Raw genomic sequence first — 23,927 nt, forward strand, 5'->3', positions numbered from 1 at the left:
GCTCTCTCGCACCCGGCCGGGCCTCGTTGTTCCGCCCCAGCCTTGGTTGCTCCAGCCCTGCCCCACCACCACCCTCAACGGAGGCGCTCCGCGCCCAGCCCTCATTCCACGCACCCAATGTGGCGTTCGGTGCGTTGAGCGCACCGAACGCCACATTGGGGCGCAGTTGCCGTGGCGGGGAGCCGTCGCGGGAACTACTGCGGCGAAAGCACGAACACCGGCAGCGGCCGCCCCGCTGCCACCCGCTCCATCTCGTAGCCGGGCCAGAATTCCAGCAGCTCCGCCCACATCCGCTCGTACTCCTCGCCCTCCAGCTCCCGGACCTTCACCGGCACGACCCGTCCCCGGATGGCCACCTCCGCCTCCGAGAGCGCGCGCAGGTTGAACGTCCAGGCCGGGTTCCGGGGCCGGCCCCAGTTCGAGCCGGTGAGCACGAAGTCCGCGCCGTGCGGGAAGTACAGCAGGTTCGTCGAGCGGGGCAGCCCGCTCTTGCGCCCGACCGTGGTCAGCCGCAGTGAGGGCAGCCCGGCGATCCCGACCAGGCTCACCTTCCCGCCGAACCACCGGTGGAGCTTCTTGTCCGCCCAGATGATGCCGCGGGAGGCCTCCATCACCCAGGGCTGGGTGCCGAGCTTGCGGGCGAGGGTCGCGAGAGGGTTAGCCACGGACAGATCTTGCCAAACTCACCCCGAACCGCTGCTGGGAGTCGGTCCACCACCGTTCCAGGCCGAACCCGGCGGCCTTCAGCTCCGCCTCGACGCCGCCGGGCCGGAACTTCGCCGAGATCTCGGTGCGGATGTGCTCGCCCTCGGCGAACCGCACCTGAAGGTCCGCGCCCGGGATGTCCACGGTCAGCGCCCGCCGCGCGCGCAGCCGCATCTCGATCCACTCGTTTTCGCTGTCCCAGTAGGAAACGTGCTCGAACGCGTCGACGTCGAAGTTCGCGCCCAGCCGGCTGTTGATCACGCGCAGCACGTTGCGGTTGAACGCCGCCGTGACCCCGGCCGCGTCGTCGTACGCGCGCTCCAGCGTTTCGCGGTCCTTCACCAGGTCGGTGCCGAGCAGCAGCCACTCGCCCTCGTCGAGCACCTCGCGCACCGAGCGCAGGAACGTCGCGCGGTCCTCGGGCAGGAAGTTGCCGATCGTGCCGCCGAGGAAGGCGACCACCCGCGGCCGGCCGCCAGGCAGCAGGCCCAGGTGCTGGGTGAAATCGCCGACGACACCGCGGACCTCCAGCTTCGGGTAGGCGGCGGCGATCGCCTCGGTGGCCTCGGCCAGCGCGGACTCCGAAACATCGAGCGGCACGAACGATTCGAGCGTGCCGTGCCCGGTCAGCGCGTCGAGCAGCAGCCGGGTCTTCTCACTCGACCCGGACCCCAGCTCCACGAGCGTGTGCGCGCCGGTGAGCTGCGCGACGTCGCCGGCCCGCGCGGCCAGCACCTCGCGCTCGCTGCGGGTCGGGTAGTACTCCGGCAGCGCGGTGATCCGCTCGAACAGCTCGCTGCCGTCCGCGTCGTAGAACCACTTGGGCGGCAACCACTTCTGCGCCGCGGTGAGCCCGGCGCGGACGTCTTCGCGCAGCTCGCCCGTCACGTCGCTGCGATGGCTTTCCAGGTCGGCCTCGGTCATCAGGGGGTACTCCGATCGAAAGTCAGGGGGAAGAGTTCGGCGCCGGCCGCGGTGACCCGCACGGCGTGCCGGTCCGGGACCGCCGTCCAGCCCGGGTCCGGGTCACACGGCTCGGACGCCAGCACGACCCCGCCGAGGGTGCGGAGCATCGACAGCGCGTGGGTCCACGTGGTCGCGACGAGCGTCTCGCCGTCGGTGAGCAGGAAGTTCAACCGTGAGCCCGGCGCAGCCGCTTCGACCTCGCCGACGAGCGCGGTCACCGCGGCCAGCGGGTCCTGCCCCGCGCGCAGCCGCTCGCGCAGCAACGCCCACAGCAGGGCCGAGTCCGTCGGCGCCTCCAGGGTGAGCAGCTCGGTGACGTCGAGCCCCGCGGCGAGCCCGGCCATCGAGCCGGGCCAGCCGCGGACGACGCCGTTGTGGCTGAACAGCCAGCGGCCCGAGACGAACGGCGCGGCGGCCGCCTCGGTGACCGGCATCCCGGTGGTGCCGTTGCGGGCCGCGGCGACAAACGCCGTGGTCCGCGTCGCGGCGGCCAGCGCGGGCAGCGCCTGATCCGTCCACAATGGACCTTGACGCCGATAACGCAGCGGCGGCGCACCCGGTTCCGGGTACCAGCCGAGGCCGAAGCCGTCGGCGTTGACCGACCCACCGCCCCGCATGTCACGCGGGGCGTAGGACTGCACGAGCAGCGCGTGCGGGGCGGCGAACATCAGCTCGGCGGGCGACGTGGGCGCGCCGAGGTACGCGAGGTGCCGGCACATGCCGCCTAGACCACCTCGCCGGGACGGGGGTCGCGGGCGCAGCGGAAGCCGGCGAAGATCTGCCGCCGGATCGGGTAGTCCCAGTTGCGGAACGTGCCCCGGATCGCCGCGGAGTCGGTGCCGAACGAGCCGCCGCGCAGCACCTTGTACTCCGGCCCGAAGAACACCTCCGAGTACTCCCGGTACGGGAATGCCGAGAAGCCCGGGTAGCCGTAGAAGCTCGTGCTCGTCCACTCCCAGACGTCGCCGATCAGCTGGTGCACCCCCAGCGGCGACGCGCCGGCCGGGTACGCGCCCGCCGCGGCCGGGCGCAGGTGGCGCTGGCCGAGGTTGGCGTGCTCGGCTGTCGGCTCCTCGTCGCCCCACGGGAACCGGCGGGACCGGCCGGACACCGGGTCGTGCCGGGCCGCCTTCTCCCATTCGGGCTCGGTGGGCAGCCGCTTGCCCGCCCACCGCGCGTACGCCTCGGCCTCGTGGAACGACACGTGCACCACCGGCTCGCCGGACGGCACCGGCTCGTGCACCCCGAACCGGGTCCGCCACCAGCCACTGGGTTCGCGGCGCCAGAACCGCGGCGCGGTGATGGCGTGGTCGTTCAGGTACGCCCAGCCTTCTTCGCTCCAGAACCGCGGGTCCCGATAGCCGCCGGACTCGAGGAAGTCGACGTACGCGCCACAGGTGACCGCCGCGGTGTCGAGGACAAACGCCGGCACGTCGACCTCGTGCGCCGGGCGCTCGTTGTCCAGCGCCCACGGCTCGGCCGTGGTGCCCATGGTGAAGCGGCCGCCGGGGATCAGCACCTCGGCGGGCAGCCGGGCCGCGGGCGGGCGCGGCGGCTCCGGCGCCTGCAGCACCGGCTCGCCCTGGCGCAGCTGGTGGGTGGCCAGCATGGTCTCGTCGTGCTGTTGCTCGTGCTGGGTGATCATGCCGAAGGCGAACGCGCTTTCGGTGAGCCGGCTGCCTTCCAGCGGCGCCTTCTCCAGCACGTCGAACGCCTTCTCGCGGACCTCCCGCACATACGCGCGGGCCTCGGCCGGGCCGAGCAGCGGAAGGGACGGCCGGTCGGCGCGCGCGTGCTGGAACGCGTCGTACAGGTCGTCGATGTCCGGGCGCAGCGGCTCGCGGCCGCCGACGTCGCGGACCAGCCATAATTCCTCTTGGCTGCCGATGTGCGCGAGGTCCCAGACCAGCGGCGACATCAGCTTCGAGTGCTGCCGCACCAGGTCTTCGTCGTCGACCGCGTCGGTGAGGGCGATGCTGCGGGCCCGGGCCCGGGTGAGGGCTTCGGCCGCGTGCGCCCGCAGGTTCTGCGGGCTCAGTTCGAGCAGCGGGTTGTGCTCCGGGGTGACACTCATGGTTACTGACTCCTGGATCCGTTCACGCGTGCGCGCACGCTCCCGGTGATCTCCGTGATGGTCTCGGCGGGCAGGCCGGTGGTGCCGAGCTCGGCGATCCCGAGCTCGGCCAGCTCCCGCGCGACGGCGGCGAGGCCGGCGTCGGCCAGCCCCAGCCGGGCCGCGTCGGCCCAGCGCCCCGCCACCGGCGCGCACAGCTGCCGGACCCGGTCCACTGTGGACGGACGGGCGAGCAGGGCCGTGACGAGCGCGACGGGGGGCAGCCACTCGCCGGGCGGCTGGGCGTCGAGGTACCGGATCTCCAGGTACCCGTGCGGCCGCACCGGCGTGAACATCGTGGTGAGGTGGTAGTCGAGGTCCTCGGTCGTCGGACGGCGGAGCATGCCGGCCGCGCCGCGGCCGCCGATCCAGTCCGCGAAGGTGAGGCCCTCGGGCGCGTCCCACGGCCGTTCGCCGCGGGGCAGCACCATCAGCGGGGTGTCCATCATCCGCCGCGCCCACTCCGCCGCCGGGTCTGGCCCCAGCTCGGCCGAGACGGTGCGCACCGGCTCGGTTTCGAGCACGGCGAGCCAGCGCGCGGACGCGAGGCCGGTTTGCCGGCCGGCGTGCACGGCGGAATTGGCGAACAGGGCGAGCAGCGGCGGGCCCATCTCGTGGGCCGCCGCCCAGCGGGCCGCGTACTGGTCGGCCTCACCGGCGTCGACGCAGATCTGCAGGCCCGCGGTGCTGCACATCATGGTGATGCCGCCCTCGCCCAGCGGCGCGAACCGCCGCTCCATCGCCGCGTACCGCGGGGTGCGCAGCGCCCTCCGCGGCGCCCGGTGGGCGTCGATCGCCGACTCGCCGAGCACGAGGCCGTGCCGGGCGAGGAGGGTGACGAGGTAGTCGAGGTCGGCCGAGACGACTGCGTGCAGCTCGCGCAGCGAGGCCTGGGGAAGGGCGGAGATCTCCACCTGGCAGCCGGGCTCGAGGCTCAGGGGCGAACCGGCCGGGAGCGGGGCCGCGGGACTGTCGGGGCGCAATGTCCGCGGGGTGTGCGGGCCGAGCGCCGTGGCCAGGAGGTCGGGGTCAAGGGGGCGGGCCGGGTCGCCGGTGTGGTGCACCGTGAACTCCAGCTCCACGCCGAGCAGTCTCGGTGGGCCGTGTTTGAAACACACCGAGGCGACGTACGCCTCCCCCGCCGCGCGGTCGGAAAGGACCCGCGCGGTCAGGTTCGACGCACTCCCGGATTTCTCCGGAAAATCGTGCACCGTAGTCATCGATCGCCGTCCACTGAATCGTCCTAGGTGAAGGGGTCCGCGGGGTGGGACCACCTGTCTTCGGACGCTACACGGGGGGTCCGACAAAAACAGCGGCACAACGTCGCGAGCGAGATCCATAAGCAGCTCGTAAGGTGCTGTGAGCAGGCAGTTCATCCCGATCGCCGGCACCGCTGCGCCAACCGGATGATCAGGGCAGCGCGGGTTCGGTGCCCAGTCCCAGCTCCGCCGCGGCGGCCTGCACCGCACCGATCACGAGGTGCAGGGACGGCCGCCGGATCTCGGTCCGGCGGTAGGCGATCGAGACCGTCCGCAGCAGTGGCGTCGTCAGCGTCACGACGTCTATCCCGGGCGGGCGCAGCAGGCGCAGGCCGAGGTCCGAGACGAGCGTGACGCCCAGCCCGGCGCCGACCATCGCCATCGCCGTCGACTGCTCCTCCACCTCGTGGTTGATCTTGGGCGAGAACCCGTGCCGGTGGCACGCCATCCGCATCGCGCGGCCGAAGTGCGACTTCGGGCTGGCCAGGATCCACGGGTGCTCGGCCAGCTCGTCCAGCGACGCCGTCCCGGCCGGCACCGCGCCCGCGGGAACCGCCGCGTGCAGCCGTTCCACGGCCACCACCGCGCGCTCGAGGCCGGCGTCCCACTGCATCGGGGCGTCGGAGTAGTCGATCACGAACGACAGGTCCAGCGTGCCGTCGCGGACCGCCTCGGCGGTGTCCTCGGGGGCCAGCTCGCGGGTGCGGACCTGGATGCCCGGGTAGTCGGTGGCGAGTGCGGTCAGCGCCGTGGGCAGCAGCCCGGAGGCCACCGACGCCCACACCCCGGCCGTCAGCCGGACGGACAGCGCGCCCTGCGCCTCTTCCAACGCGAGCGTCGCGCGCTCGACCGACCCCAGGATCTCCTCGGCGTGCTCGGTGAGCAGCACCCCCAGCTCGGTGAGCTGGACCCGGCGGCCGAGCCGTTCGAACAGCTTCGCGCCGACATCCCGTTCCAGCTGCGCAAGCTGCTGCGACACCGCCGAAGCGGTGTAGTGCAGGGACACCGCGGCCGCCGTCACCGTGCCCCGGCGGTGCAGCTCGCGGAGCATCCGCAAGCGGTGCAACGAAAGCTCCATGCAGCAACCCTAAACAACTTCGTGCAGCTTCGTTAAATGGACGCGAAGGCACTTGCGCGCGCACGCTCGTGGAGTGGCGGCCGCGACGGGCCGCCCCGGACTCTTGGAGGTGAGTGGCCTGATGATCTCGCAGAACGCTGAACCGCTGATGAGGCTCACGTGGACCGATCCCGTGACCGGCGCGCACGGTTACCTCGTGGTGCACACCCTGGTTTCCGGCATCGCCACCGGCGGCACGCGGATGCGGGCGGGCTGCACCATGGGCGAGGTCGAGGACCTGGCCCGTGGCATGGCGAACAAGACGGCCACGTTCAACCTCCCCGTCGGCGGCGCCAAGGGCGGCGTCGACTTCGACCCCAAGGACCCGCGCGCATTCGGCGTGCTCACCCGGTTCTGCGAGTTCCTGCGCCCGTGGCTGGATTCGCGCTGGGTGACCGCCGAAGACCTCGGCGTGCCGCAGCACCTGATCGACTCCGTCTTCGAGAAGCTCGGGCTGGAGCAGTCGTACCACGCCGCGATCGGCCGTTCGGCGGACCCGGCCCGCACCCTGCGCCGTGTCCAGGCCGGCCTCAACGCGCCGGTGCCCGGCGGGCTGCTGCTCGGCGACGTGATCGGCGGCTACGGCGTCGCGCAGGCCTGCCTCGGCGCGGCCAGCGCCTGGGGCTGGACGGCGCCGGAGACCACCGTCGCGATCCAGGGCATCGGCACCATGGGCGGCGGCGCCGCCTGGTACCTGCACGAGGCGGGTGTGAAGGTGGTCGCCGTCGCGGACGCCGCCGGCACGCTGTACGACCCCGAAGGCCTCGACATCCCGGCGCTGCTCGAACTGCGCGACCGCTTCGGCGAAGTCGACCGCTCGGAGCTCCCCGAGAATGTGCGTCTGCTGCCGCGCGACGCCGTGGTCTCCACCGAATGCGACATCCTGGTGCCGGCCGCGATCTCGTACGCGCTGCGCGTGGACAACGAAAACCTGGTGAAGGCCAAGGTCGTCGTCGAAGCGGCGAACGCGGCCACGACGCCGGAGGCCGAGGCCTCGCTTTCCGCGCGCGGGGTCGCGGTGATCCCGGACTTCGTCGCGAACGCGGGCGCGGCGGCGTGGGCCTGGTGGCTGCTGCTCGGCGAGGTGGGCGCCGACCCGGCCGACTCGTTCCTGCGGCTGCGCACCGAAATGCAGTCGAAGGTCGCGCTGCTGCTGGCCGAGTGGCACCTGGACCGGGTTCCGCCGCGCGTCACCGGGCTGCGGCTGGCCGAGACGACGCGGGCGGCGCGGGCCGAGGAAGCGATGGCGGAAGAGGGCGCGCCGGCGCTGCTCATCCCCTGACCGGCTCTCCGACGCAGCGGATGACGCTTTCCCCTCGCTCAGCGAAGCGGAAGCGTCATCCGCTGCGTTTTCAGCAGCCCGGACCGGCCGCGAACCGGTCGGTCGCCCCGACCAGCACGTTCTGCATCGCCTCGGTGGACGTGGTGTGCCCGGTGCCGCCGACCAGCACCAGTTCGGCGTCCGGGTACGCCCGCTCCAGCAGCCACGGCGTGCCAGTGAGGCTGCTGAGATCGAGCTGCCCCTGGGCCAGCACGGCGGGAATTCCGGCGAGCTTCGCGGCGTCGCGCAGGACCGCGCCGTCCTCCAGGAAGCAGCCGTTCGAGAAGTAGTGCGTGACCAGTCGCGCGAAAGCGAGCCGGTACACCGGGTCGTCGAACCGGGGCGACGGCAGCACCCCGGGCTGCATCGCCTCCTCCCAGTCGCACCAGGCGCGCGCGGCGCGGTCGTGGACGGCGGGGTCGGGGTCCATCAGCAGGCGGTGGTAGGCCGCCGCCAGGTCGCCGTCCCGCTCGGCTTCCGGGAGCAGTTCGCGGAACCGCGCGAACTCGGCCGGGAACATCCCGCCGAGCCCGCCGGCGAGCAGGGCGATCTCCAGGTGCCGGTCGGTGGCCAGGCCCATCAGGACCAGTTCGGTGACACGCTCGGGATACCGCACCGCGTACGTCAGCGACAGAACCGAGCCCCACGAGCCGCCGAACAGCTGCCACCGTTCGATGCCGAGCGTGGTGCGCAACAGTTCCATGTCGGCCAGCAGGTGCCCGGCAGTATTGGCCGAGAGGTCCGTGACGGGCTCGCCGGCGTGGGGTGTGCTGCGCCCGCAGCCGCGCTGGTCGAACAGGACCACGCGGTACCGGTCGGGGTCGAAGTAGCGGCGCAGGCCCGTCGAGCAGCCGGAGCCGGGTCCGCCGTGGACGACCAGCGCGGGCTTGCCCGCCGGGTTGCCGCAGAGCTCCCAGTAGACGGAGTGGCCGTCGCCGACGTCGAGTTTTCCGTGGTCGTACGGTTCGATCTCGGGATAGAGGCCGGGCACGGGCGAGTCCTTCCGTCGAGTTATGACAGCGCCGTTATATTAGCGCTGTTATAACCCGGCGGGGCTACTGGTTTTCCGTGCCGCTCAGCTGCCCTCTTGGCGGGTCACCAGATCGGCCAGCCGGTCCAGGCCGTCGGCGGCTTCACGCAGCTCCCCCGCAGCCTCGGCGACGCCACTGAAATCGCCACTGCGCTGCGCCTCGGCGAGCTGCACGGCGACCTTGTTGACTTCGAAGATCGACAGGTTGAGCAGGGCGGCGGGCTGGGCACTCTCGGCGGCTTCCACGACGAGCACTCTATCCGTTTCCGCGGCGGGCGCAGGCTGCTCAGCCGGCCAGTCCGGCGGCCAGCTCCCGCAGCGCGCGGCACAGCTCGGCCGGGCCGGCGGGGCCGAGGTGGATCACCGCGTCCGCGCCCTCGCCGACGGTGTAGCTCAGGTAGCGGCCCCAGTCCGTGTCGGCGTAGTGCAGGGGCTCCTCCAGGCAGACGTACCGGCCGAGCTCGTCGCGACGGCCGGCGTACAGCTCGCCGCTGCCGTGGACCGGCCGCTGCACGAGGCTGACGACGTCGGCCAGCGCCGGGTCCAGCGGGTACGCGTCCTCCCCGCGGCGGGCGGCGTCGTCGAGGTCGGAAACCCTTACCGTGCGCGGGTTCCCGCCGCCGGCGACCACGGCGGGCAGCTGCTCGACGAGGGTCTCCACCAGCCGTTGCCGGTCGATCTCCTGGACGCCGACCTGCTCGCCGTCGGACACCGCGAGCACCGCCTGCAGGCCACTCGCCGCAGCCAGGACGCCGTACGTGGTGTCGCCGACGCCCACCCAGCCGTAGTACTCCAGCGACGGTTTCACCAGCAACGGCAGCCAGTCCAGGAAGTCGACGGTGGCGCGGCCGCGGCCGTCGACGAGCCCGGCCACCGCCAGCGCGTCGTCGACCCGCTTGGCCGCCTCGTCGTGCTCGGTGTCGGAGAACCAGACCGGCTCCGGGCGCAGGGTCACGTGCAGCCGCCCGACCTGCTCACGCTCGGCGAGCGCCGCCAGCGCCTCGATCGGAACGTCGACCCGTCCCGCCACCGCGGTCACCGCCTACTCTCCGATGACCGGCGGGCTGGTCCGCTGGTCGGTGCCGAAAATCGCGTCCGGGTCCGCTTCCACGAGGTAGTCCGGGCGCTGGTGCTCCTCGTCTTCGTCGCGTTCGCCGCGGCGACCGCCCGCGCCCATTGGGCCGCCCGCCGCCCCGGCGCGACCCTGCGCCGCCCGAGCCGCCGCGGCCTCCTGCGCCGCGGCACTGCCCATGCTTCCGTAGCCCGAACGCGAGCCCGCGCCACGCTCGGTGGTGCCGGCCACCCCGCCGCGGCCGCCGGGACCGCCCTCGGGATCCGTTACGCCGGAAGGGTTCTGGCCACTGGGGCCGCCGGGCACGAACACGGCCGAGCCGCCGGGACCGGTCGTCCGGCCACTGTCCACACTGGGCGACGGAGGCGTCCCCGGCGGGAACACGGACGGACCGGTCTTGGTGCCCTGCGACGTCGTGATGTCGCCGGTCGTGCCGCCGCCCGCGGTGCCTGTGCTTCCTGTGGTGCCGCCACCCGTCGTGCCTGTGGTGCCGCCGCCGGTCGTGTCGTGGTGACCGCCGCTGGTCACGCTGCTGGTCCCGGTGTGGCCGCCCGATCCCCCGCTGGGCACCACACTGCCGCCCGACGAAGTCCCGCCCTGACCACTGCCGCCGCCGAACTGCGCAGGAGTTCCCGCGCCGGGCGGAGCCACGTGCCCGGGCGCCACCGGCGTCTTCAGCGAAATCGCCGCGCCGTCGGGCTCGAGCGTGCCGTAAACGGTCGGCAGCACGGACTTCGTGCTGGTGGTGACGCCGTTGTACTGGTCCATCACCCGCACGTTGGTCTCGTTCGCGGTGTTGTACCGGTTGAGACTGTCCTGATAGGACTTCTCGTCGCCGGCCGCCATGAACGGCCCGGCGATCGGGATGGCCGCCTTGAGCCCGGTGGTCCAGGGGTTCGGCTTGTCCGGCTTGGGCGGCACCTCGACCACCGAGTGGCTGGAGTCCTCGAAGCTGCTGGCCTGCATGTCCACCGACGCGGTGGTCATGTCGAGTGGGTCGGCGGTGTCGTGGAACGCCAGCTCCAGCGGCCCCGCGCCCGCCTTCGCGGCGTCCGCGGCAGCGCCGGTCCAGGATTTCGCCATCCGGTCCTGCAGGTCGCGGATCCCCTGCGCGCGTTCCAGGTAGGCGGCCGAGAGCTGCTGCACCTGGGTGGCCGCGCTGCGCAGGCCCGCGGTGTTGCCGTTTCTGAAGTTTTCGTAGATCTGCTTGCCGTCCACCTAAGCCCCCTTGAGCGTGCTGACCACCGCGGCCGCGACCTTCCCCGCGGCCTGGCAGGAATCCTGTTGCCCCTGGTACCCCTGCGCGGACACGGAGAACACGAGATCGTCGGCGACGCCCACGTCCAGGCTGCAGTCGCCGCTCGCGCGCCGGTCCCGCAGGTCCGTGTAGACGGCGGGGTAGCCCGCCACGTCCGGCGCCGGCTCCAGGAACCCGACCTGGCCCGAGGCCTTGCCCGCGTACAGCCCGGCGAGCCCGCCGATGCCCCGGTCGCGGTTGCCGGTGAGCAGTCCCACTTGGACACTCAGTCCCTCCGCGCCGGCGATCCAGGCGCAGTACGGCCCGGCCGCGGTGTCCCCGGCGGACCCGGTGTGCGGCTGGCCGGGCGCGGTGTAGTCCAAAGAGGACATCACCGCGGACGGAACCGTGTCGCAGGGTTTTGCCGTGTAGGCGGAGACATCCAGCGGCGCGGCGACCTTGGGCACATTCGGGTCGGCGGACGAGGACGGTGCGGGCGCGGGTGCCGCCGTACCGCCCGTCGTGCCGGAGCAGGCGGACACGCAGAGGGTGGCCAGGACCACGGCGGCCGCACCGCAATACCGCGGCACCACAGTCACTGGGCCCGGCCGAACGACTCGCCGCCGGCCTGGTCGGCCGCGACCGTCTTGTCCCTGGCCGCCTGGAGCTTCTTGATGTACCCCTGCACGTACACCTTCATCGAGTCGTTCTGCTGCTGGAGCGCGGCCAGCGAATCGAGGCCGGTGGTGGTGTAGCCGCCGCTCGCCGGGTCCTGGCCCGGCGGCTTCAGCGCGTCCGAGATGGCCTTGATCGTGACCCCGTCGGCGGTGATCTTCTCCAGCTGGTCCTGCCACAGCCCGATCACCGACGCCAGTTCGGCGGCGTCCATCTCGAACCGGCCGCCGCCCCCGGTCGACCCGCCATACACCGGGCCGCCGGGCCGGACGTCGCCGAAGACCGCCCGTGCCGCCCAGCCCGCTTCGCCGATCATCAAGGCCGTTCCTTTCCCCAGTCTCACTCACCGTGATGGTGCACAGAGTAGTCACGGGTTTCGCCCCTGTCAGCAGTACACGCGCACTGCGCAGCGGGCATGGGACGGCGAAAAGCGCCGATCGGTTCCGGCGACTCCACGTCACAGTACGTACGTACGGATTGCGAGAACCCTGTCGCGGATGTCAGGATTTCAGGATGCCACGGGTCAGCCAGGATCACCTCGACGCACGCCGGCGCCAGATCCTTGACGGCTCGCGCGTCTGCTTCGCCCGCTACGGGTACGAGGGTGCCACAGTACGCCGCCTCGAAGAAGCGACGGGCCTGTCCCGCGGCGCCATCTTCCACCACTTCCGCGACAAGGAGTCGCTCTTCCTCGCCCTCGCGGAGGACGACGCCGTGCGGATGGCCGACGTCGTCGCGGAACAGGGCCTGGTGCAGGTGATGCGCGAGCTGCTGGCCGGCGACAGCGAGCACCCCGCGGACTGGCTCGGCACCCGGCTGGAGGTTTCGCGCCGGCTGCGCACCGACCCCGAGTTCCGCGCGCGCTGGGCCGAGCGCTCCGAACAGCTGACCGTCGCGACCCGCGAGCGGCTCAAGCGCCAGCGCGACGCCGGCAACCTGCGTGACGACGTCGACGTGGACGTGCTCACCGCGTTCCTCGAGCTGGTACTGGAGGGCCTGGTCTCGCACCTGGCCATGGGCCTGCCCGGCGACGACCTCGGCCCGGTCCTCGACCTGGTCGAGGAGACCGTCCGGCGGCACCGGCCCGGCGCCACCCGATAGGTTCCCCGCGCTGCGCCGCCCGCGCGTTCGTGTTGAATGTGCCCGTGGACCTCCTCGACGCGCACGGCCGGGCCCTCGACGTGTTCGACCGGACCGTGCACGAGACCGGCCCGGGCGACTGGCGCCGCGGCACCCCCTGCACCGAATGGTCCGTCCGGGACCTGGTCAACCACCTCGTCGCCGAGCAGCTGTGGGTCCCGCACCTGCTCGCGGGCGCGACGCTGGACGACGTCGGCGACCGGTACGACGGCGACGTGCTCGGCGACGACCCGGTGGCCGTCTGGGAGCAGGCTTCGGCGGCCGCCCGCGAGGCGTGGCTCTCCCCCGGCGCCGTCCAGCGCACGGTGCACGTCTCGTTCGGCCTGATCCCGGCCGAGGAGTACGGCTGGCAGATGGCGCTCGACCTCGCCGTGCACGGCTGGGACCTGGCCACCGCGCTGGGCGCGCCCAACCCCGTGCCGGGCGAGCTGGCCGCGCGGCTGCTGGACATGCTGCGCCCGATGGTCGAGGAGTGGCAGGGACTCGGCGTGTTCGACCCGCCGGTGGCGGTCAGCCGGACCGCGAGCGCGCCCACCCGCCTCGTCGCGCTCCTCGGGCGCCACCCGCGCTGAGCCGCCCGACACACCCCGGTGGCCCCCGCCCGGTGTGCGGAACACGTTAAGATTGTCGGCATCGTCGCAGTACAAGCCGATTTCCTACGAGGAGTGACTCCATACGTGCGCGCTGCGCAGTCGCCCGGTGACAGTACCGGGCCGGGTGAGCAACCCGGCTTCCCGATAGCCGTTCCCCCCGCCACGAAGGGCGGCGCGGCATGACCCACGCCCTGCTTTCCGTCCTCGGCGTGCTCCTGTTCCTCCTGCTGACCGTCGGCACCGGCCTGGCCGTGGCCGCGGAGTTCTCGCTCACCGCGCTGGAGCGCAGCACGGTCGACGCCGACGTCCGCCAGACCGGCGACCGCCGCTCGCTGGCGGTGCAGAAGGCCCACCGCACGCTCAGCTTCCAGCTCTCCGGCGCCCAGGTGGCGATCACCCTGACCACGCTGATCACCGGTTACCTGGCCGAGCCGCTGATCGGCGACCTGGTCCGCCCGCTGTTCGACGGGCTGTCCGAGGCGGTCGCCGAGGGCGTGTCCATCGCCGTCGCGCTGGTGGTGGCGACCTTCCTGTCGATGATCCTCGGCGAGATGGTGCCGAAGAACCTCGCGATCGCGCGCCCGCTGGCCACCGCCCGCGCGGTGACCGGCTACCACTCGCGGTTCTCCGCGCTGTTCCGCTGGCTGATCACGCTGATGAACAACAGCGCCAACTTCCTGGTGCGCAAGTTCGGCGTCGAGCCGCAGGAAGAGCTGCGCTCGGCGCGTTCGCCGCAGGAGCTGGGCTCGATCGTCCGCTCCAGCGCCGAAAGCGGCACGCTCGACACGTCCACTGCGGAACTGCTCGACCGGTCGCTGCGTTTCGGCGAGCGCACCGCGGAGGAGCTGATGACCCCGCGCGTGCAGGTCGAATCGCTGACCGTGGACGACACCGTGGACGACCTCATCGAGCTCTCGCGCCGCACCGGTTTCTCGCGCTTCCCCGTGTACACCGAGGATCTCGACGACGTCCAGGGCGCGGTGCACATCAAGCAGGCCTTCGCGATCACCGCCGAGGAGCGGGCGACGATGCGGATCGGCTCGGCCATGCGGCCGGTGCCGACCGTGCCCGAGTCCCTCTCCGGCGACGCGCTGCTCAACCGCCTGCGCGACTCGCGCTACCAGCTCGCCATCGTCGTCGACGAGTACGGCGGCACGGCCGGGCTGGTCACGCTCGAGGACGTGGTCGAGGAGATCATCGGCGACGTCCGCGACGAGCACGACGAGGGCGAGGCCCCCGCGTCCCAGCAGCTCGGCACCGACAGCTGGCTGGTCTCCGGCCAGCTGCGCGCCGACGAGGTCACCGACGTCACCGGCTTCCGGATGCCCGACGGCGACTACGAAACCATCGCCGGACTGGTGCTGGAACGGCTCGGCCGCATCCCCGCCGAGGGTGACGCCGCCGAGGTCGACGGCTGGCTGCTGACCGTCACCAGCATGGACCGGCACCGGATCGCCGAGGTCCAGGTGCGGCCGGTGGACCGCGCCGCCGAGGCGCAGGCCGACGGGCAGCCGGCCGCCGCGGGACGGGAGGTGCCGGCGTGAACGACTGGCTGAACATCGCGCTCGTCGCGGTCCTGCTGCTCACCAACGCGTTTTTCGTCGGCGCCGAGTTCACCCTGATCTCCTCGCGGCGGGACCGGCTGGAAGCGTTGCTGGAACAGGGAAAGACCCGCGCGCAGATCGTCATCAACGCCAGCCGGCACGTCTCGCGGATGCTCGCGGGCGCGCAGCTGGGCATCACCATCTGCTCGCTGCTGCTGGGCCGCCTCGGCGAGCCCGCGGTCGCGCACCAGCTGTCCGGGCTGTTCGACCTGCTGGGCCTGCCCGAGCAGCTGCTGCACCCGATCTCGTTCGCCATCGCGCTGGCCTTCATCACCATGCTGCACGTGCTGATCGGCGAGATGGTGCCGAAGAACCTCGCCATCGCCGAGCCCGAGCGGCTCGCGCTGTGGCTGGTGCCGGTGCACGTGGGCTGGGTGAAGCTGGCGAACCCGATCATCTGGTTCCTGAACTTCGTCTCGAACTCGCTGCTGCGCGCGGTCAAGGTGGAGCCGAAGGACGAGCTGGAAACCGCGTACACCTCCGACGAGCTGGCGGAGCTGCTGAGCGAGTCCCGCCGCGAGGGGCTGCTCGACCAATCGGAGCACCAGCGGCTTTCGCAGACGCTGTCGTCGGTCGAGAAGACCGTCGCCGACGTGCTGGTGCCCACCGCCGAGCTGACCACCCTCCCTTGTGGACCGACGCTCGGCGACGTCGAGCGCGCGGTGTCCTCCACCGGGTTCTCGCGGTTCCCGGTGTGCACCGACGACGGCACGCTCACCGGCTACATCCACGTGAAGGACGTGCTCGACCTGGTCGGCCAGAACCCGTCGACCTCCGTGCCGGACTCGAAGACGCGCCCGCTCACCGAGCTGTCCTCGGACGCCCGGCTGGACGTCGCGCTTTCGGCCATGCGCAAGGAAGGCAGCCACCTGGCCCGGGCGCTGGACGCCGCGGGCAAGGCGGTCGGCGTGGTCGCGCTGGAGGACCTGGTCGAGGAGTACGTGGGGACCGTGCGCGACGGCACCCACGTGACGGCATGACCGGCCCGGTCGTGTTCGCCGAGCCCGAGTGGCTGGCCCGCGAAAGCGCGCACGCCGAGCGGATGCGGGCCTGGACCGGGCCGCACCAGGAGCGCCGCGCCCGCGGCGAGAAGCACCCCGTGCTGGACTTCCTGTTCACGTACTACTCGCACCGGCCCGGGCACGTGGAGCGCTGGCAGCCGGGCCCGGGGGTTGTGCTCGCCGGCCCGGCCGCGCGGCGGTTCCTCGATCGGCCGGCCTTCACCGAGACCGAAGGCGGTGTGACGCTCGACGCGGCCGCGTTCACCGGACGGCGGGCCCGGACCGCGGAGTTCGTACTGGACCTGCTCTCCGCGACGGCCTCGCGCGCGCCGCGGCTGAGCTGCTTCGGGCTGCACGAGTGGGCCATGGTCTACCGCGAGCCCGCGGATTCGGTGCGGCACGCGCAGGTGCCGCTGCGGCTGGGCTCGGCGGGCACCGACACCGTCGTCGAATCGATGGACATCCGGTGCGGGCACTACGACGCGTTCCGCTTCTTCACCGATCCCGCGCGCCCGCGCAACGGCCTCGCGCCCAGCCGCGAGAACCAGGTCGAGCTGGAGCAGCCGGGCTGCCTGCACGCGAACATGGACCTGTTCAAGTGGGCGTACAAGCTGGACCCGTTCGTGCCCGCCGAACTGGTCGGCGACTGCTTCGAACTGGCCGCCGACGTCCGGGCGCTGGACATGCGCGCGAGCCCGTACGACCTGGCCGCGTATGGTTACCCCGCGGTCCGCATCGAGACGGCCGAGGGACGGGCGGAGTACGTCCGGTCCCAGGCCGCCTTCGCCCGCCGGGCCGAGCCGCTGCGCGCACGGCTGATCTCCCTGTGCCGGGACCTGCTGGGCCGGAATAGCTGAGCTGTACCGCGAAAGCCACGCTCGGTAACGATATTCACGCAGGGTCGCTGGCCTGTTAGAGTGATAACGATGTGATTGCGTAGCTGTGCGTGTGCGCACATACCGAAAGGACAACGATGGGGCGACACAGCCTGGCCGAGGAGCCGGTGCCGCACCCTCTCGACCCCCCGAAACCCCAGCAGGGGCGCAGTGAGACGACCGGCTCGCACCGGATCGTCGCCAAGAAGGCCCCCCGCCGCCGGATCGCCGGCTGGCCGATCGCCGTGGCCGGCCTCGTGGTCCTCATCGTGCTCGGCGTGTTCGGCTGGAACTGGGCCGACAGCGTGCTGAACAACCGCGCGGAGGCCCAGGCGGCGAGCTGCACGGGCGGCCGGGAGCAGATCCGGGTCGTGGTGACCCCGCAGATCGCCAAGCCGGTGCAGACCGCCGCGGCGCGCTGGAACTCCGACCTCACCGTCGTGCACGGCAGCTGCGTCCAGGTCGACGTCGAGACCAAGGACTCGTCCGACGTGCTGAGCGCGCTCACCGGCAAGACCGCGCTGGACAGCATCGGCGGGCTCCCCGACGGCTGGATCCCCGAGTCCTCGTCCTGGTCCCAGCAGCTCTCGGCGGCCAAGCCGGACCTGATCGGCTCGCCGTCGATGAGCGTCGCCTCCTTCGCGCAGTCCGACTACCCGTTCATCGGGCTCGCGGGCGCGTCGATCGACGACACCCAGCAGCGCGGCACGCAGAGCTTCCGCGCCTATCTGAAGGAACCGGCCCAGCAGGCCGACTTCACGGCCGCGGGCATCCGGCCGTACTGAGCCGCTGCGGTCTTGGAAGCGCCGGTTCCCTTCACGGGAGCCGGCGCTTCTCTTGTGCCGAGGGCGATTCAGGCCACCGTGTCCGGGTCCGGCCCGGTGCGCGTGCCATTGTCCAGTTCGGACAGTGCGGCCAGGTCGTCGTCCGCCAGCTCGAAGTCGAACACGTCGAAGTTCTCCCGGATGCGCGAGGGCGTGGCGGACTTCGGGATCGCGATCGTGCCCAGCTGGAGGTGCCAGCGCAGCACCAGCTGGGCGGGGGTCTTGCCGTACTTCGCCGCCAGCGCGGTGATCACGCCCTCGCCGAGCAGCCGTCCGCGGGCCAGCGGAGCCCAGGCCTCCGTGGCGATGCCGTGCTCAGCGTGGAACGCGCGCAGCTCCGTCTGCTGGAGCCAGGGATGCAGCTCCACCTGGTTCACCGCCGGGACGACGCCGGTCTCGTCGAGCAGCCGGCGCAGGTGCGTCACGCCGAAGTTGGACACGCCGATCGCGCGCACCCGCCCCTCGCGCTGCAACTCCCCCAGCGCCCGCCAGGTCTCGACGTAGCGGTCGAGCCGCGGCTGCGGCCAGTGGATCAGGTACAGGTCGAGCTGCCCGAGCCCGAGCGCGTCGGCACTGCGGTCGAACGCGCGCAACGCCCGATCGCGGCCGTGGTCGGTGTTCCACAGCTTGGTGGTGACGAAGAACTCCTCGCGCGGCACGCCGGACGCCCTGATCGCGGCGCCGACCTCCGCCTCGTTGCCGTAAAGCGTCGCGGTGTCGATGCTGCGGTACCCGACCTCGATGGCCGTGGCGATCACCTTCTCGGCCTGGGCGGAGTCCACCTTGTAGACACCGAAGCCGAGTTGCGGGACGGTCACTGCGTTGTTCAGGGTGAGCAGGGGCGGCATGGCCATGGAGGCGGATCCTCACTGCGGTTTCCCGGACGGTCACCGTCGATCCTGCCACCGCCGGCCCGGGCCCACCATCTCGTGGTCCCGGATCGCGTCTCAGCCGACCGCGCGCTCGCGCAGGTACGCCGCCGTCTCCGGGTCCGCCGGGTAGAACGACTCGATCACCAGCTCGGCGACGGTGACGTCGAGCGGGGTGCCGAAGGTCGCCACCGTGCTGAAGAACGTCAGCTCCGTGCCCTGGTGGAGGTAGCGCAGCGGGACGAAGATGTCGCCAGGGCCGGGCAGTTCGACCTCGGGCACCGGCTGGTCGCAGGGATAGCCGCGCAGTTCGGCCAGCAGTTCGGCGAGGCCGGCGTCCGCGGTCGCCTCGACCTGGCGGCGCAGGCGGCCGAGCAGGTGGGCACGCCACTCCCCCAGGTTCAGCACGTTCGGCGCCATGCCGTCCGGGTGCAGGGTGACCCGCAGGACGTTCACCGGCGGCGTGAGCAGTTCCGGCGCGATGCCGTCGACGAGCACCTGCAGGCTCGCATTGGCGTCGACCAGGTTCCAGGCCCGGTCGACGACCGCGGCCGGATACGGTTCGTGCCCGGTGAGCAGCTGGCGCACCGCCTCCCGCACGGCCTTCAGCTCCGGCGCGGCCAGCTCGCTTTCGCCGTACGCGGGCGCGTATCCGGCCGCGAGCAGGAGCTGGTTGCGCTCCCGCAGCGGCACGTCGAGGTGCTCGCCCAGGCGCAGCACCATCTCGCGGCTCGGCCGGGACCGGCCGGTCTCCACGAAGCTCAGGTGCCGGGTCGAGATGTCGGCGGAGATGGCCAGGTCGAGCTGGCTGATCCGCCGCCGGTCGCGCCATTCGCGCAGTAGAACGCCGACCGCGCTGCGCGCCGGGGCCTTCACCGAAGTCGTCACCCCCAGGACGCTACGGCCAACGCGGAACCGGGGCCATTACCTTTCGGGTAATGACCCGCGGGCCGGATCCGGAGCCGCGGGCGTTACCTCCGGCGTAATCGACCCGGTGCCGCGCTCCCGGCAGTCTTGGCGGCAACGAGGACAGCGAACCCGTTGTCCCCCAGGAGGAACAGGAGCAGCACAGTGTCCGATGTGCACAACACGGTCGAGCAGTACATCGCCGTCTGGAACGAGACCGACGCCGAGCGCCGCAAGGCCCTGATCGCGGAGCTGTTCACCCCGGAGGCGACCTACACCGACCCGCTGGGCGCGGTCCGCGGCCACGACGGGATCGACGGTTTCATCGCCGGCGCGCAGGAGCAGTTCGCGGGCCTGTCCTTCCGGCTGCCCGCCGCGCCGGACGCCCACCACGACCTGGCGCGGTTCCAGTGGTACCTCAGCGCCCCGGGGGTGACCGAGCCGATCGCGATCGGCTTCGACGTGGTCGAGCTGGACGGCGGCCGGATCGCCAAGGTGCACGGGTTCCTGGACCGGGTCCCCGGCTGAGCGGCGCCGTTTTCCGGCGGCAGGCCCGAATCCCGGGCCTGCCGCCGGGAAAGTTACGAGGTCTGGACCAGTCAGCTTTACGCCATCTGGTCCAGACCTCGAGCGGCTACATGGTCCAGACCTCGATACAGGAGGTCCGGACCACCTCGCGGCATCAGGAAAGAACGACCCGAAAATCCGCCTGAGACAAGAAAACCCGGCGAGCCGAACGGCTCGAGCCGGGCCCTCCCCGCTCTGTCCGTACCCCGAGGGGCGCCTGAGAGTTTCACCCGCGTGGTGAGCCGGGTTTGCACCGTCGGCGGGATCGGCGGGTGGTCACCTGCCGATCCGCTTTCCAGAGGCGTCTGGTCCGCGCGGTCCGGGGTGCCTGAGAGGTTCCGGGGAGGAGTTGCTCCTTCGGCGCCGAGCTCGTGGATGCCGGCTCGGTCTCTCCCGCGCGGGTTCGTCGACCGCACTTCGTACTCTACCCCCGGCCCGCGGCCGATGATCAGCCGGTGCGGCGGGCGTTGCGGCGCTGGGTGAGCTCGTCCGGCTCGACCGACTCGACGACCCCGCCGTCGGCGCGCTCGGCCTGGAACTCGTGGATCGTGCCGCTGATCTCCTGCATGGCGCCGCTGACCGCGATGCCGAACACACCCTGCCCGCCCTGGAGCAGGTCGACGATCTCCTCCGGCGAGGTGCACTCGTACACCGTGGTGCCGTCGGAGAAGAGGGTCACGCGCGCGAGGTCCCGCACGCCGCGCACCCGCAGGTGCTCGACCGCGACGCGGATGTTCTGCAGCGAGACCCCGGTGTCGAGCAGCCGCTTGACCACCTTGAGCACCAGGATGTCCTTGAACGAGTACAGCCGCTGCGAGCCCGAGCCGTGCGCGGTCCGGATGCTCGGGGCCACCAGTTTCGTCCGGGCCCAGTAGTCGAGCTGCCGGTAGGTGATCCCGGCGATCTGGCACGCGGCGGGGCCGCGGTAGCCGACCAGCTCGTCCGGCAACGAGGCGTCGGGGAACAGCTCGCCCTGCTCGCCGTCGGCGGCACGAACAGGCGGCCTCTCCGGACTACCAGCCTCGACCACGCAAGCCTCCCCTCGCCCGACCTGGCGGCCGGCGAATGACAGCCGGTCGAGCCCAGAGCGGGATCGGCCGGGGAGAACCGCCACGATCGCGCCCCAGTCAGCGAATCACATCGTGGCGATTTACCGCCTTTGACGGTAAGCCCGAGCCGCGGGGCGGTCAACGCGACGCGCGGCGCACCTCAAGCCCGTCTTGAGCCTTTGGTCCGTTCGCCGTACGGATTGCCAGGATTTACTCAGCCGTGTTACTTTTTACTCATGCGAGTAAACTTCGACACGCAGGCCGAACTGGGGCTGAGCGTCACGGAGGCGACGACCCGCGCGCAGATCATCAGCGCCACCATCGCGACGATCGCCGACCACGGGTACCGCCGGACCACCTTCTCGAAGATCAAGGAGCGCGCGGGCCTGAGCAGCACGCGGATGATCTCCTACCACTTCACCAGCAAGGCCGGCCTCATGCAGGCCGTGCTGAGCACGGTGTCCGAGACCAAGACGATGTTCCTGCAGCACCGCAGCGCCGGGGTCGATCCCGGCGACCGGCCGGCCAACCTGCGCGCGCACATCGAGACCTCGGTGGCGTTCCTGCGCGACTATCCCGAGTGCGTGCGGGTGCTGGTGGAGTTCGGCGCGAACGCCGACGACGCGGACGGCTGGGCGATGACCTCGGTGCTGGTCAGCGAGCTGCGCGTCGGCGCCGTGCACCGGCAGCTCAAGCAGGGCCAGGCGGAGGGGGCGTTCGGCGAGTTCGCGCCGGAGGTGATGGCGATGTCGATCGCCCAGGCCATCGACGGCGTGGCGGCGGCGTACGCGGCGGACCCGTCGATCGACCTCGACCGCTACGGCCGCGAACTGGCGGACCTGTTCGAGCGGGCGACCGCGCCGACCGGAAAGAGCTGATCCCGGCGAAGTCCCTGAAGGCCACCATGAGGGCATTTCCGACCCTCATGGTGGCCTTCAGGGCCCTGGGGATCGGGGCCGCCGGCACGGCGGCGGCTCGAAGTGGCGAACGTGTCCGGTCCGGCCGCCTGGCTCAGGTGTCGGCGCCGCGGAAGTCTTCGGGGGACACGGAGTCGAGGAACTCGCGGAACTTCTCGACCTCGTCCTCCTGCTCGTCCGGGATGATCAGGCCGGCCTCTTCCAGCACCGCGTCCACGGCGTGGATGGGCACGCCGATCCGCAGCGCCAGCGCGACGGAGTCGCTCGGGCGGGCGGACACCCGGATGTCGCCGTCGAAGACGAGCTCGGCGAAGAAGGTGCCTTCTTTCAGGTCGGTGATCACGACCTGCTCCAGCTCGCGGCCGAGCGCCCCGATGACCTCTTTGAGCAGGTCGTGGGTCAGCGGCCGGGCGGGACGGACTCCCTGTTGCTCCAAGGCGATCGCGGTGGCTTCGACCGAGCCGATCCAGATCGGCAGGTACCGCTCGCCGTCGGTCTCCCGCAGCAACAAGATCGGCTGATTCGCGGGCAGCTCCACCCGCACGCCCACGACGCGCATCTCGCTCATCGGGCTTCGCCTCCCTCTCGTGCGCACGGGCCGCAGCGCTTCACGACGTACTCGCGCCGATGGTTCCGACGCTACCCGTCCTGCGGGCGCTGTGCTCGCTAGTGGCGGACTTTCTCGGTTCGCGGCGCCGCAAACCGTTCCCTCACGGTACGGCATACGGACGCGAACATTCAGTCATTGACATTCGAAGTAAAAGGGGATCGTGGGCGGGACAACCGGTTCAGCCCCCGGTGACGCCCCGGATCCCGGCTTTGACGAGCAGCGTGTGCAGCGTCACGGTCAGCGCCGCCAGCTCCCGCACCACTTCGTCGGCCCGGGCTTTCGCGCCGGTGTCACGGTGGCGATACACGGGCGTCACAATCTGCTCGAGCAAACCGACTTCGCGATCGGCGGCGGCGCGGAAGGCCCGCAGATGCCGCGGCTCGATACCGAATTCGGTCATCGCCTTCACGGTGCGCGCGACGTGCACCGCGTCCGGGTCGAAGAAGCCGGCCGCGCCGGGCCGCACGAGCCCGTACTGCTGCAGCTCGGCCAGCGTCGCGGCGTCGATGCCGGCTTGCGCCAGCAGCTCCTCCTGGGTCAGCCGGACCTCGCGGTCGGTCTCGAAGTCCGACGGCCCCGGGAGGCCGCCGTTCTCCGCCGGCGCGTCGAGCGGCACCAGTTTCCGCGGCAGCCGCGGAGTGATCGCGGCGGGCTCCGCCCCGGAGTCCGCCGCGTCCAGTTGTTCCTTGATCACCTTGAGCGGGAGGTAGTGGTCCCGCTGCGCGGACAGCACGAAGCGGAGCCGCTCCACGTCCGCCGCGGCGAACTGCCGGTACCCCGAGGCGGTCCGGCCCGGCAGGACCAGGCCTTCCGCCTCGAGGAACCGGATCTTGGAGATGGTGACATCGGGGAAGTCGCCGCGCAGCTGCGCCAGCACCGCCCCGATGCTCAACCCGTCGCGCCGGGCCTCCGAACGACCGGGCTGCCCGGCCGCCGTCACTGCGCCCCCTGGCCCCCGTGACCCGGGCCGGTCAGGAAGACCAGGCGGAACTTCCCGATCTGCACCTCGTCACCGCCGGCCAGCACGGCCTGGTCGACCGGCTCCCGGTTGACGTAGGTGCCGTTCAGGCTGCCGACGTCGATCACCACGAACTCGCCGCCCTCACGCCGGAATTCGGCGTGCCGGCGGGAGACAGTGACGTCGTCGAGGAAGATGTCGCTGTCCGGGTGCCGCCCGGCGCTGGTGGTGTCCCGGTCGAGCAGGAAGCGCGAACCCGCGTTGGGGCCGCGCTTCACCACCAGAAGCGCGGAACCCGGCGGCAGGGCGTCGACGCCCTGGACCGGTGCCTCGGCAGCCGGGGCGGACTCGTGGCCTTCGACGTCGGCCAGGAAGTCGGCCCGGAAGACAGAGGTCCGCTCCGGAGACTGCTCCGGGGGAACGCCGGGCCCGTCGTTCGTGCTCACCTGAGCTCTCCTCTACACAAGATAAAACCATTGACCAAGAACGTGTAGCTGCCAACGTACCGTGCCTGATCGG

The 23,927-nt window shown here is 71.7% G+C and carries 27 protein-coding genes and 2 riboswitches; of the genes, 9 read left to right on the forward strand and 18 right to left on the reverse strand.

The window, feature by feature from the left end; genetic code table 11:
- Positions 1–194: 194 nt before the first annotated feature.
- The 6 genes from OG371_RS40555 to OG371_RS40580 form a co-directional block, all read right to left on the reverse strand.
- A complete protein-coding gene (locus OG371_RS40555; protein ID WP_329061906.1) occupies positions 195–665 on the reverse strand; it encodes a nitroreductase family deazaflavin-dependent oxidoreductase in 471 nt (156 codons plus the stop codon).
- Entirely contained in the window at positions 658–1,629 is a 972-nt protein-coding gene (egtD, locus tag OG371_RS40560) for an L-histidine N(alpha)-methyltransferase (protein WP_329061908.1), read from the reverse strand. The genes OG371_RS40555 and egtD overlap by 8 nt, the downstream gene beginning before the upstream one ends.
- On the reverse strand, positions 1,629–2,390 hold the full coding sequence (egtC, locus tag OG371_RS40565; RefSeq protein ID WP_329061910.1) for an ergothioneine biosynthesis protein EgtC: 762 nt from the start codon (positions 2,388–2,390) through the stop codon (positions 1,629–1,631). Before egtC ends, egtD begins: the two co-directional genes overlap by 1 nt.
- 5 nt (positions 2,391–2,395) lie before the next feature.
- Positions 2,396–3,745 carry an ergothioneine biosynthesis protein EgtB gene (gene egtB / locus OG371_RS40570; RefSeq protein WP_329061912.1) on the reverse strand — a complete coding sequence of 450 codons (1,350 nt, stop codon included), beginning with the start codon at positions 3,743–3,745 and terminating at the stop codon, positions 2,396–2,398.
- 2 nt (positions 3,746–3,747) lie between these two features.
- Positions 3,748–5,004, reverse strand: a complete 1,257-nt coding sequence (locus OG371_RS40575; RefSeq protein ID WP_329061914.1) for a glutamate-cysteine ligase family protein — start codon at positions 5,002–5,004, stop codon at positions 3,748–3,750.
- A 190-nt stretch (positions 5,005–5,194) separates the two neighbouring features.
- Positions 5,195–6,121 (reverse strand): LysR family transcriptional regulator, encoded by a 927-nt coding sequence (locus OG371_RS40580; RefSeq protein WP_329061916.1) that lies wholly within the window; start codon positions 6,119–6,121, stop codon positions 5,195–5,197.
- A 121-nt stretch (positions 6,122–6,242) separates the two neighbouring features.
- On the opposite strand from OG371_RS40580, the gene OG371_RS40585 reads away from it, so the two are divergent.
- Positions 6,243–7,442, forward strand: a complete 1,200-nt coding sequence (locus OG371_RS40585) for a Glu/Leu/Phe/Val dehydrogenase dimerization domain-containing protein (RefSeq protein WP_329061918.1) — start codon at positions 6,243–6,245, stop codon at positions 7,440–7,442.
- A 70-nt stretch (positions 7,443–7,512) separates the two neighbouring features.
- Here OG371_RS40585 and pip read toward each other — a convergent pair whose 3' ends face one another.
- The 6 genes from pip to OG371_RS40615 all read right to left on the reverse strand — a co-directional run bounded on the left by pip (position 7,513) and on the right by OG371_RS40615 (position 11,811).
- Positions 7,513–8,472 (reverse strand): prolyl aminopeptidase, encoded by a 960-nt coding sequence (gene pip, locus OG371_RS40590; protein ID WP_329061920.1) that lies wholly within the window; start codon positions 8,470–8,472, stop codon positions 7,513–7,515.
- An 84-nt stretch (positions 8,473–8,556) separates the two neighbouring features.
- On the reverse strand, positions 8,557–8,757 hold the full coding sequence (locus OG371_RS40595; RefSeq protein ID WP_329061922.1) for a hypothetical protein: 201 nt from the start codon (positions 8,755–8,757) through the stop codon (positions 8,557–8,559).
- A gap of 40 nt (positions 8,758–8,797) precedes the next feature.
- Positions 8,798–9,550: an ESX secretion-associated protein EspG gene (locus OG371_RS40600; protein WP_329061923.1), complete on the reverse strand. Its 753-nt coding sequence runs from the start codon at positions 9,548–9,550 to the stop codon at positions 8,798–8,800.
- A 3-nt stretch (positions 9,551–9,553) separates the two neighbouring features.
- The gene (locus tag OG371_RS40605) at positions 9,554–10,801 is read right to left on the reverse strand and encodes a hypothetical protein (protein WP_329061925.1); all 1,248 of its coding nucleotides are present in this window, start codon (positions 10,799–10,801) and stop codon (positions 9,554–9,556) included.
- Positions 10,802–11,419, reverse strand: a complete 618-nt coding sequence (locus OG371_RS40610) for a DUF3558 family protein (protein ID WP_329061927.1) — start codon at positions 11,417–11,419, stop codon at positions 10,802–10,804. It abuts the gene before it with no gap.
- Positions 11,416–11,811 carry a hypothetical protein gene (locus OG371_RS40615; RefSeq protein ID WP_329061929.1) on the reverse strand — a complete coding sequence of 132 codons (396 nt, stop codon included), beginning with the start codon at positions 11,809–11,811 and terminating at the stop codon, positions 11,416–11,418. Before OG371_RS40615 ends, OG371_RS40610 begins: the two co-directional genes overlap by 4 nt.
- 197 nt (positions 11,812–12,008) lie before the next feature.
- Between OG371_RS40615 and OG371_RS40620 the strand changes: the two genes are divergently transcribed.
- From OG371_RS40620 to OG371_RS40645, 6 genes are all read left to right on the forward strand, one after another.
- A complete protein-coding gene (locus tag OG371_RS40620) occupies positions 12,009–12,596 on the forward strand; it encodes a TetR/AcrR family transcriptional regulator (protein ID WP_315658040.1) in 588 nt (195 codons plus the stop codon).
- Positions 12,597–12,640: 44 nt separating this feature from the next.
- Complete coding sequence (locus OG371_RS40625; protein WP_329061933.1) at positions 12,641–13,207, forward strand: TIGR03086 family metal-binding protein; 567 nt, start codon at positions 12,641–12,643, stop codon at positions 13,205–13,207.
- A gap of 200 nt (positions 13,208–13,407) precedes the next feature.
- A complete protein-coding gene (locus OG371_RS40630; protein ID WP_329061935.1) occupies positions 13,408–14,772 on the forward strand; it encodes a hemolysin family protein in 1,365 nt (454 codons plus the stop codon).
- Complete coding sequence (locus tag OG371_RS40635) at positions 14,769–15,812, forward strand: hemolysin family protein (protein WP_329061937.1); 1,044 nt, start codon at positions 14,769–14,771, stop codon at positions 15,810–15,812. The genes OG371_RS40630 and OG371_RS40635 overlap by 4 nt, the downstream gene beginning before the upstream one ends.
- On the forward strand, positions 15,809–16,690 hold the full coding sequence (locus OG371_RS40640; protein WP_329061939.1) for a 3-methyladenine DNA glycosylase: 882 nt from the start codon (positions 15,809–15,811) through the stop codon (positions 16,688–16,690). Before OG371_RS40635 ends, OG371_RS40640 begins: the two co-directional genes overlap by 4 nt.
- Positions 16,691–16,806: 116 nt before the next feature.
- Positions 16,807–17,493 carry a hypothetical protein gene (locus OG371_RS40645; protein ID WP_329061941.1) on the forward strand — a complete coding sequence of 229 codons (687 nt, stop codon included), beginning with the start codon at positions 16,807–16,809 and terminating at the stop codon, positions 17,491–17,493.
- A gap of 68 nt (positions 17,494–17,561) precedes the next feature.
- On the opposite strand, the gene OG371_RS40650 is transcribed toward OG371_RS40645, so the two are convergent.
- Positions 17,562–18,386 (reverse strand): aldo/keto reductase, encoded by an 825-nt coding sequence (locus OG371_RS40650; protein ID WP_329061943.1) that lies wholly within the window; start codon positions 18,384–18,386, stop codon positions 17,562–17,564.
- Between the two features lie 93 nt (positions 18,387–18,479).
- Positions 18,480–19,295: a helix-turn-helix domain-containing protein gene (locus tag OG371_RS40655; RefSeq protein ID WP_442876206.1), complete on the reverse strand. Its 816-nt coding sequence runs from the start codon at positions 19,293–19,295 to the stop codon at positions 18,480–18,482.
- 177 nt (positions 19,296–19,472) lie between these two features.
- Here OG371_RS40655 and OG371_RS40660 point away from each other — a divergent pair, with 177 nt between their 5' ends.
- Positions 19,473–19,835, forward strand: coding sequence for a nuclear transport factor 2 family protein (locus OG371_RS40660; protein ID WP_329061946.1), 363 nt, complete (start codon positions 19,473–19,475; stop codon positions 19,833–19,835).
- A 224-nt stretch (positions 19,836–20,059) separates the two neighbouring features.
- Positions 20,060–20,179, reverse strand: a riboswitch (glycine riboswitch).
- A riboswitch (glycine riboswitch) is annotated at positions 20,180–20,280 on the reverse strand.
- Between the two features lie 42 nt (positions 20,281–20,322).
- Here the strand turns inward: OG371_RS40660 and OG371_RS40665 are convergent.
- Positions 20,323–20,904 (reverse strand): MerR family transcriptional regulator, encoded by a 582-nt coding sequence (locus OG371_RS40665; protein ID WP_091613270.1) that lies wholly within the window; start codon positions 20,902–20,904, stop codon positions 20,323–20,325.
- A gap of 255 nt (positions 20,905–21,159) precedes the next feature.
- Between OG371_RS40665 and OG371_RS40670 the strand changes: the two genes are divergently transcribed.
- Complete coding sequence (locus tag OG371_RS40670; protein ID WP_329061950.1) at positions 21,160–21,801, forward strand: TetR/AcrR family transcriptional regulator; 642 nt, start codon at positions 21,160–21,162, stop codon at positions 21,799–21,801.
- A gap of 133 nt (positions 21,802–21,934) precedes the next feature.
- Here OG371_RS40670 and OG371_RS40675 read toward each other — a convergent pair whose 3' ends face one another.
- The 3 genes from OG371_RS40675 to garA all read right to left on the reverse strand — a co-directional run bounded on the left by OG371_RS40675 (position 21,935) and on the right by garA (position 23,854).
- On the reverse strand, positions 21,935–22,408 hold the full coding sequence (locus OG371_RS40675) for a bifunctional nuclease family protein (protein ID WP_091613264.1): 474 nt from the start codon (positions 22,406–22,408) through the stop codon (positions 21,935–21,937).
- Between the two features lie 220 nt (positions 22,409–22,628).
- Positions 22,629–23,390 (reverse strand): transcriptional regulator FtsR, encoded by a 762-nt coding sequence (gene ftsR / locus OG371_RS40680; RefSeq protein WP_329061953.1) that lies wholly within the window; start codon positions 23,388–23,390, stop codon positions 22,629–22,631.
- Positions 23,387–23,854 carry a glycogen accumulation regulator GarA gene (gene garA, locus OG371_RS40685; RefSeq protein WP_091613262.1) on the reverse strand — a complete coding sequence of 156 codons (468 nt, stop codon included), beginning with the start codon at positions 23,852–23,854 and terminating at the stop codon, positions 23,387–23,389. Before garA ends, ftsR begins: the two co-directional genes overlap by 4 nt.
- Positions 23,855–23,927: the final 73 nt, after the last annotated feature.

The sequence above is a fragment of the Amycolatopsis sp. NBC_01480 genome (assembly GCF_036227205.1).
Taxonomy (GTDB): Bacteria; Actinomycetota; Actinomycetes; order Mycobacteriales; family Pseudonocardiaceae; genus Amycolatopsis.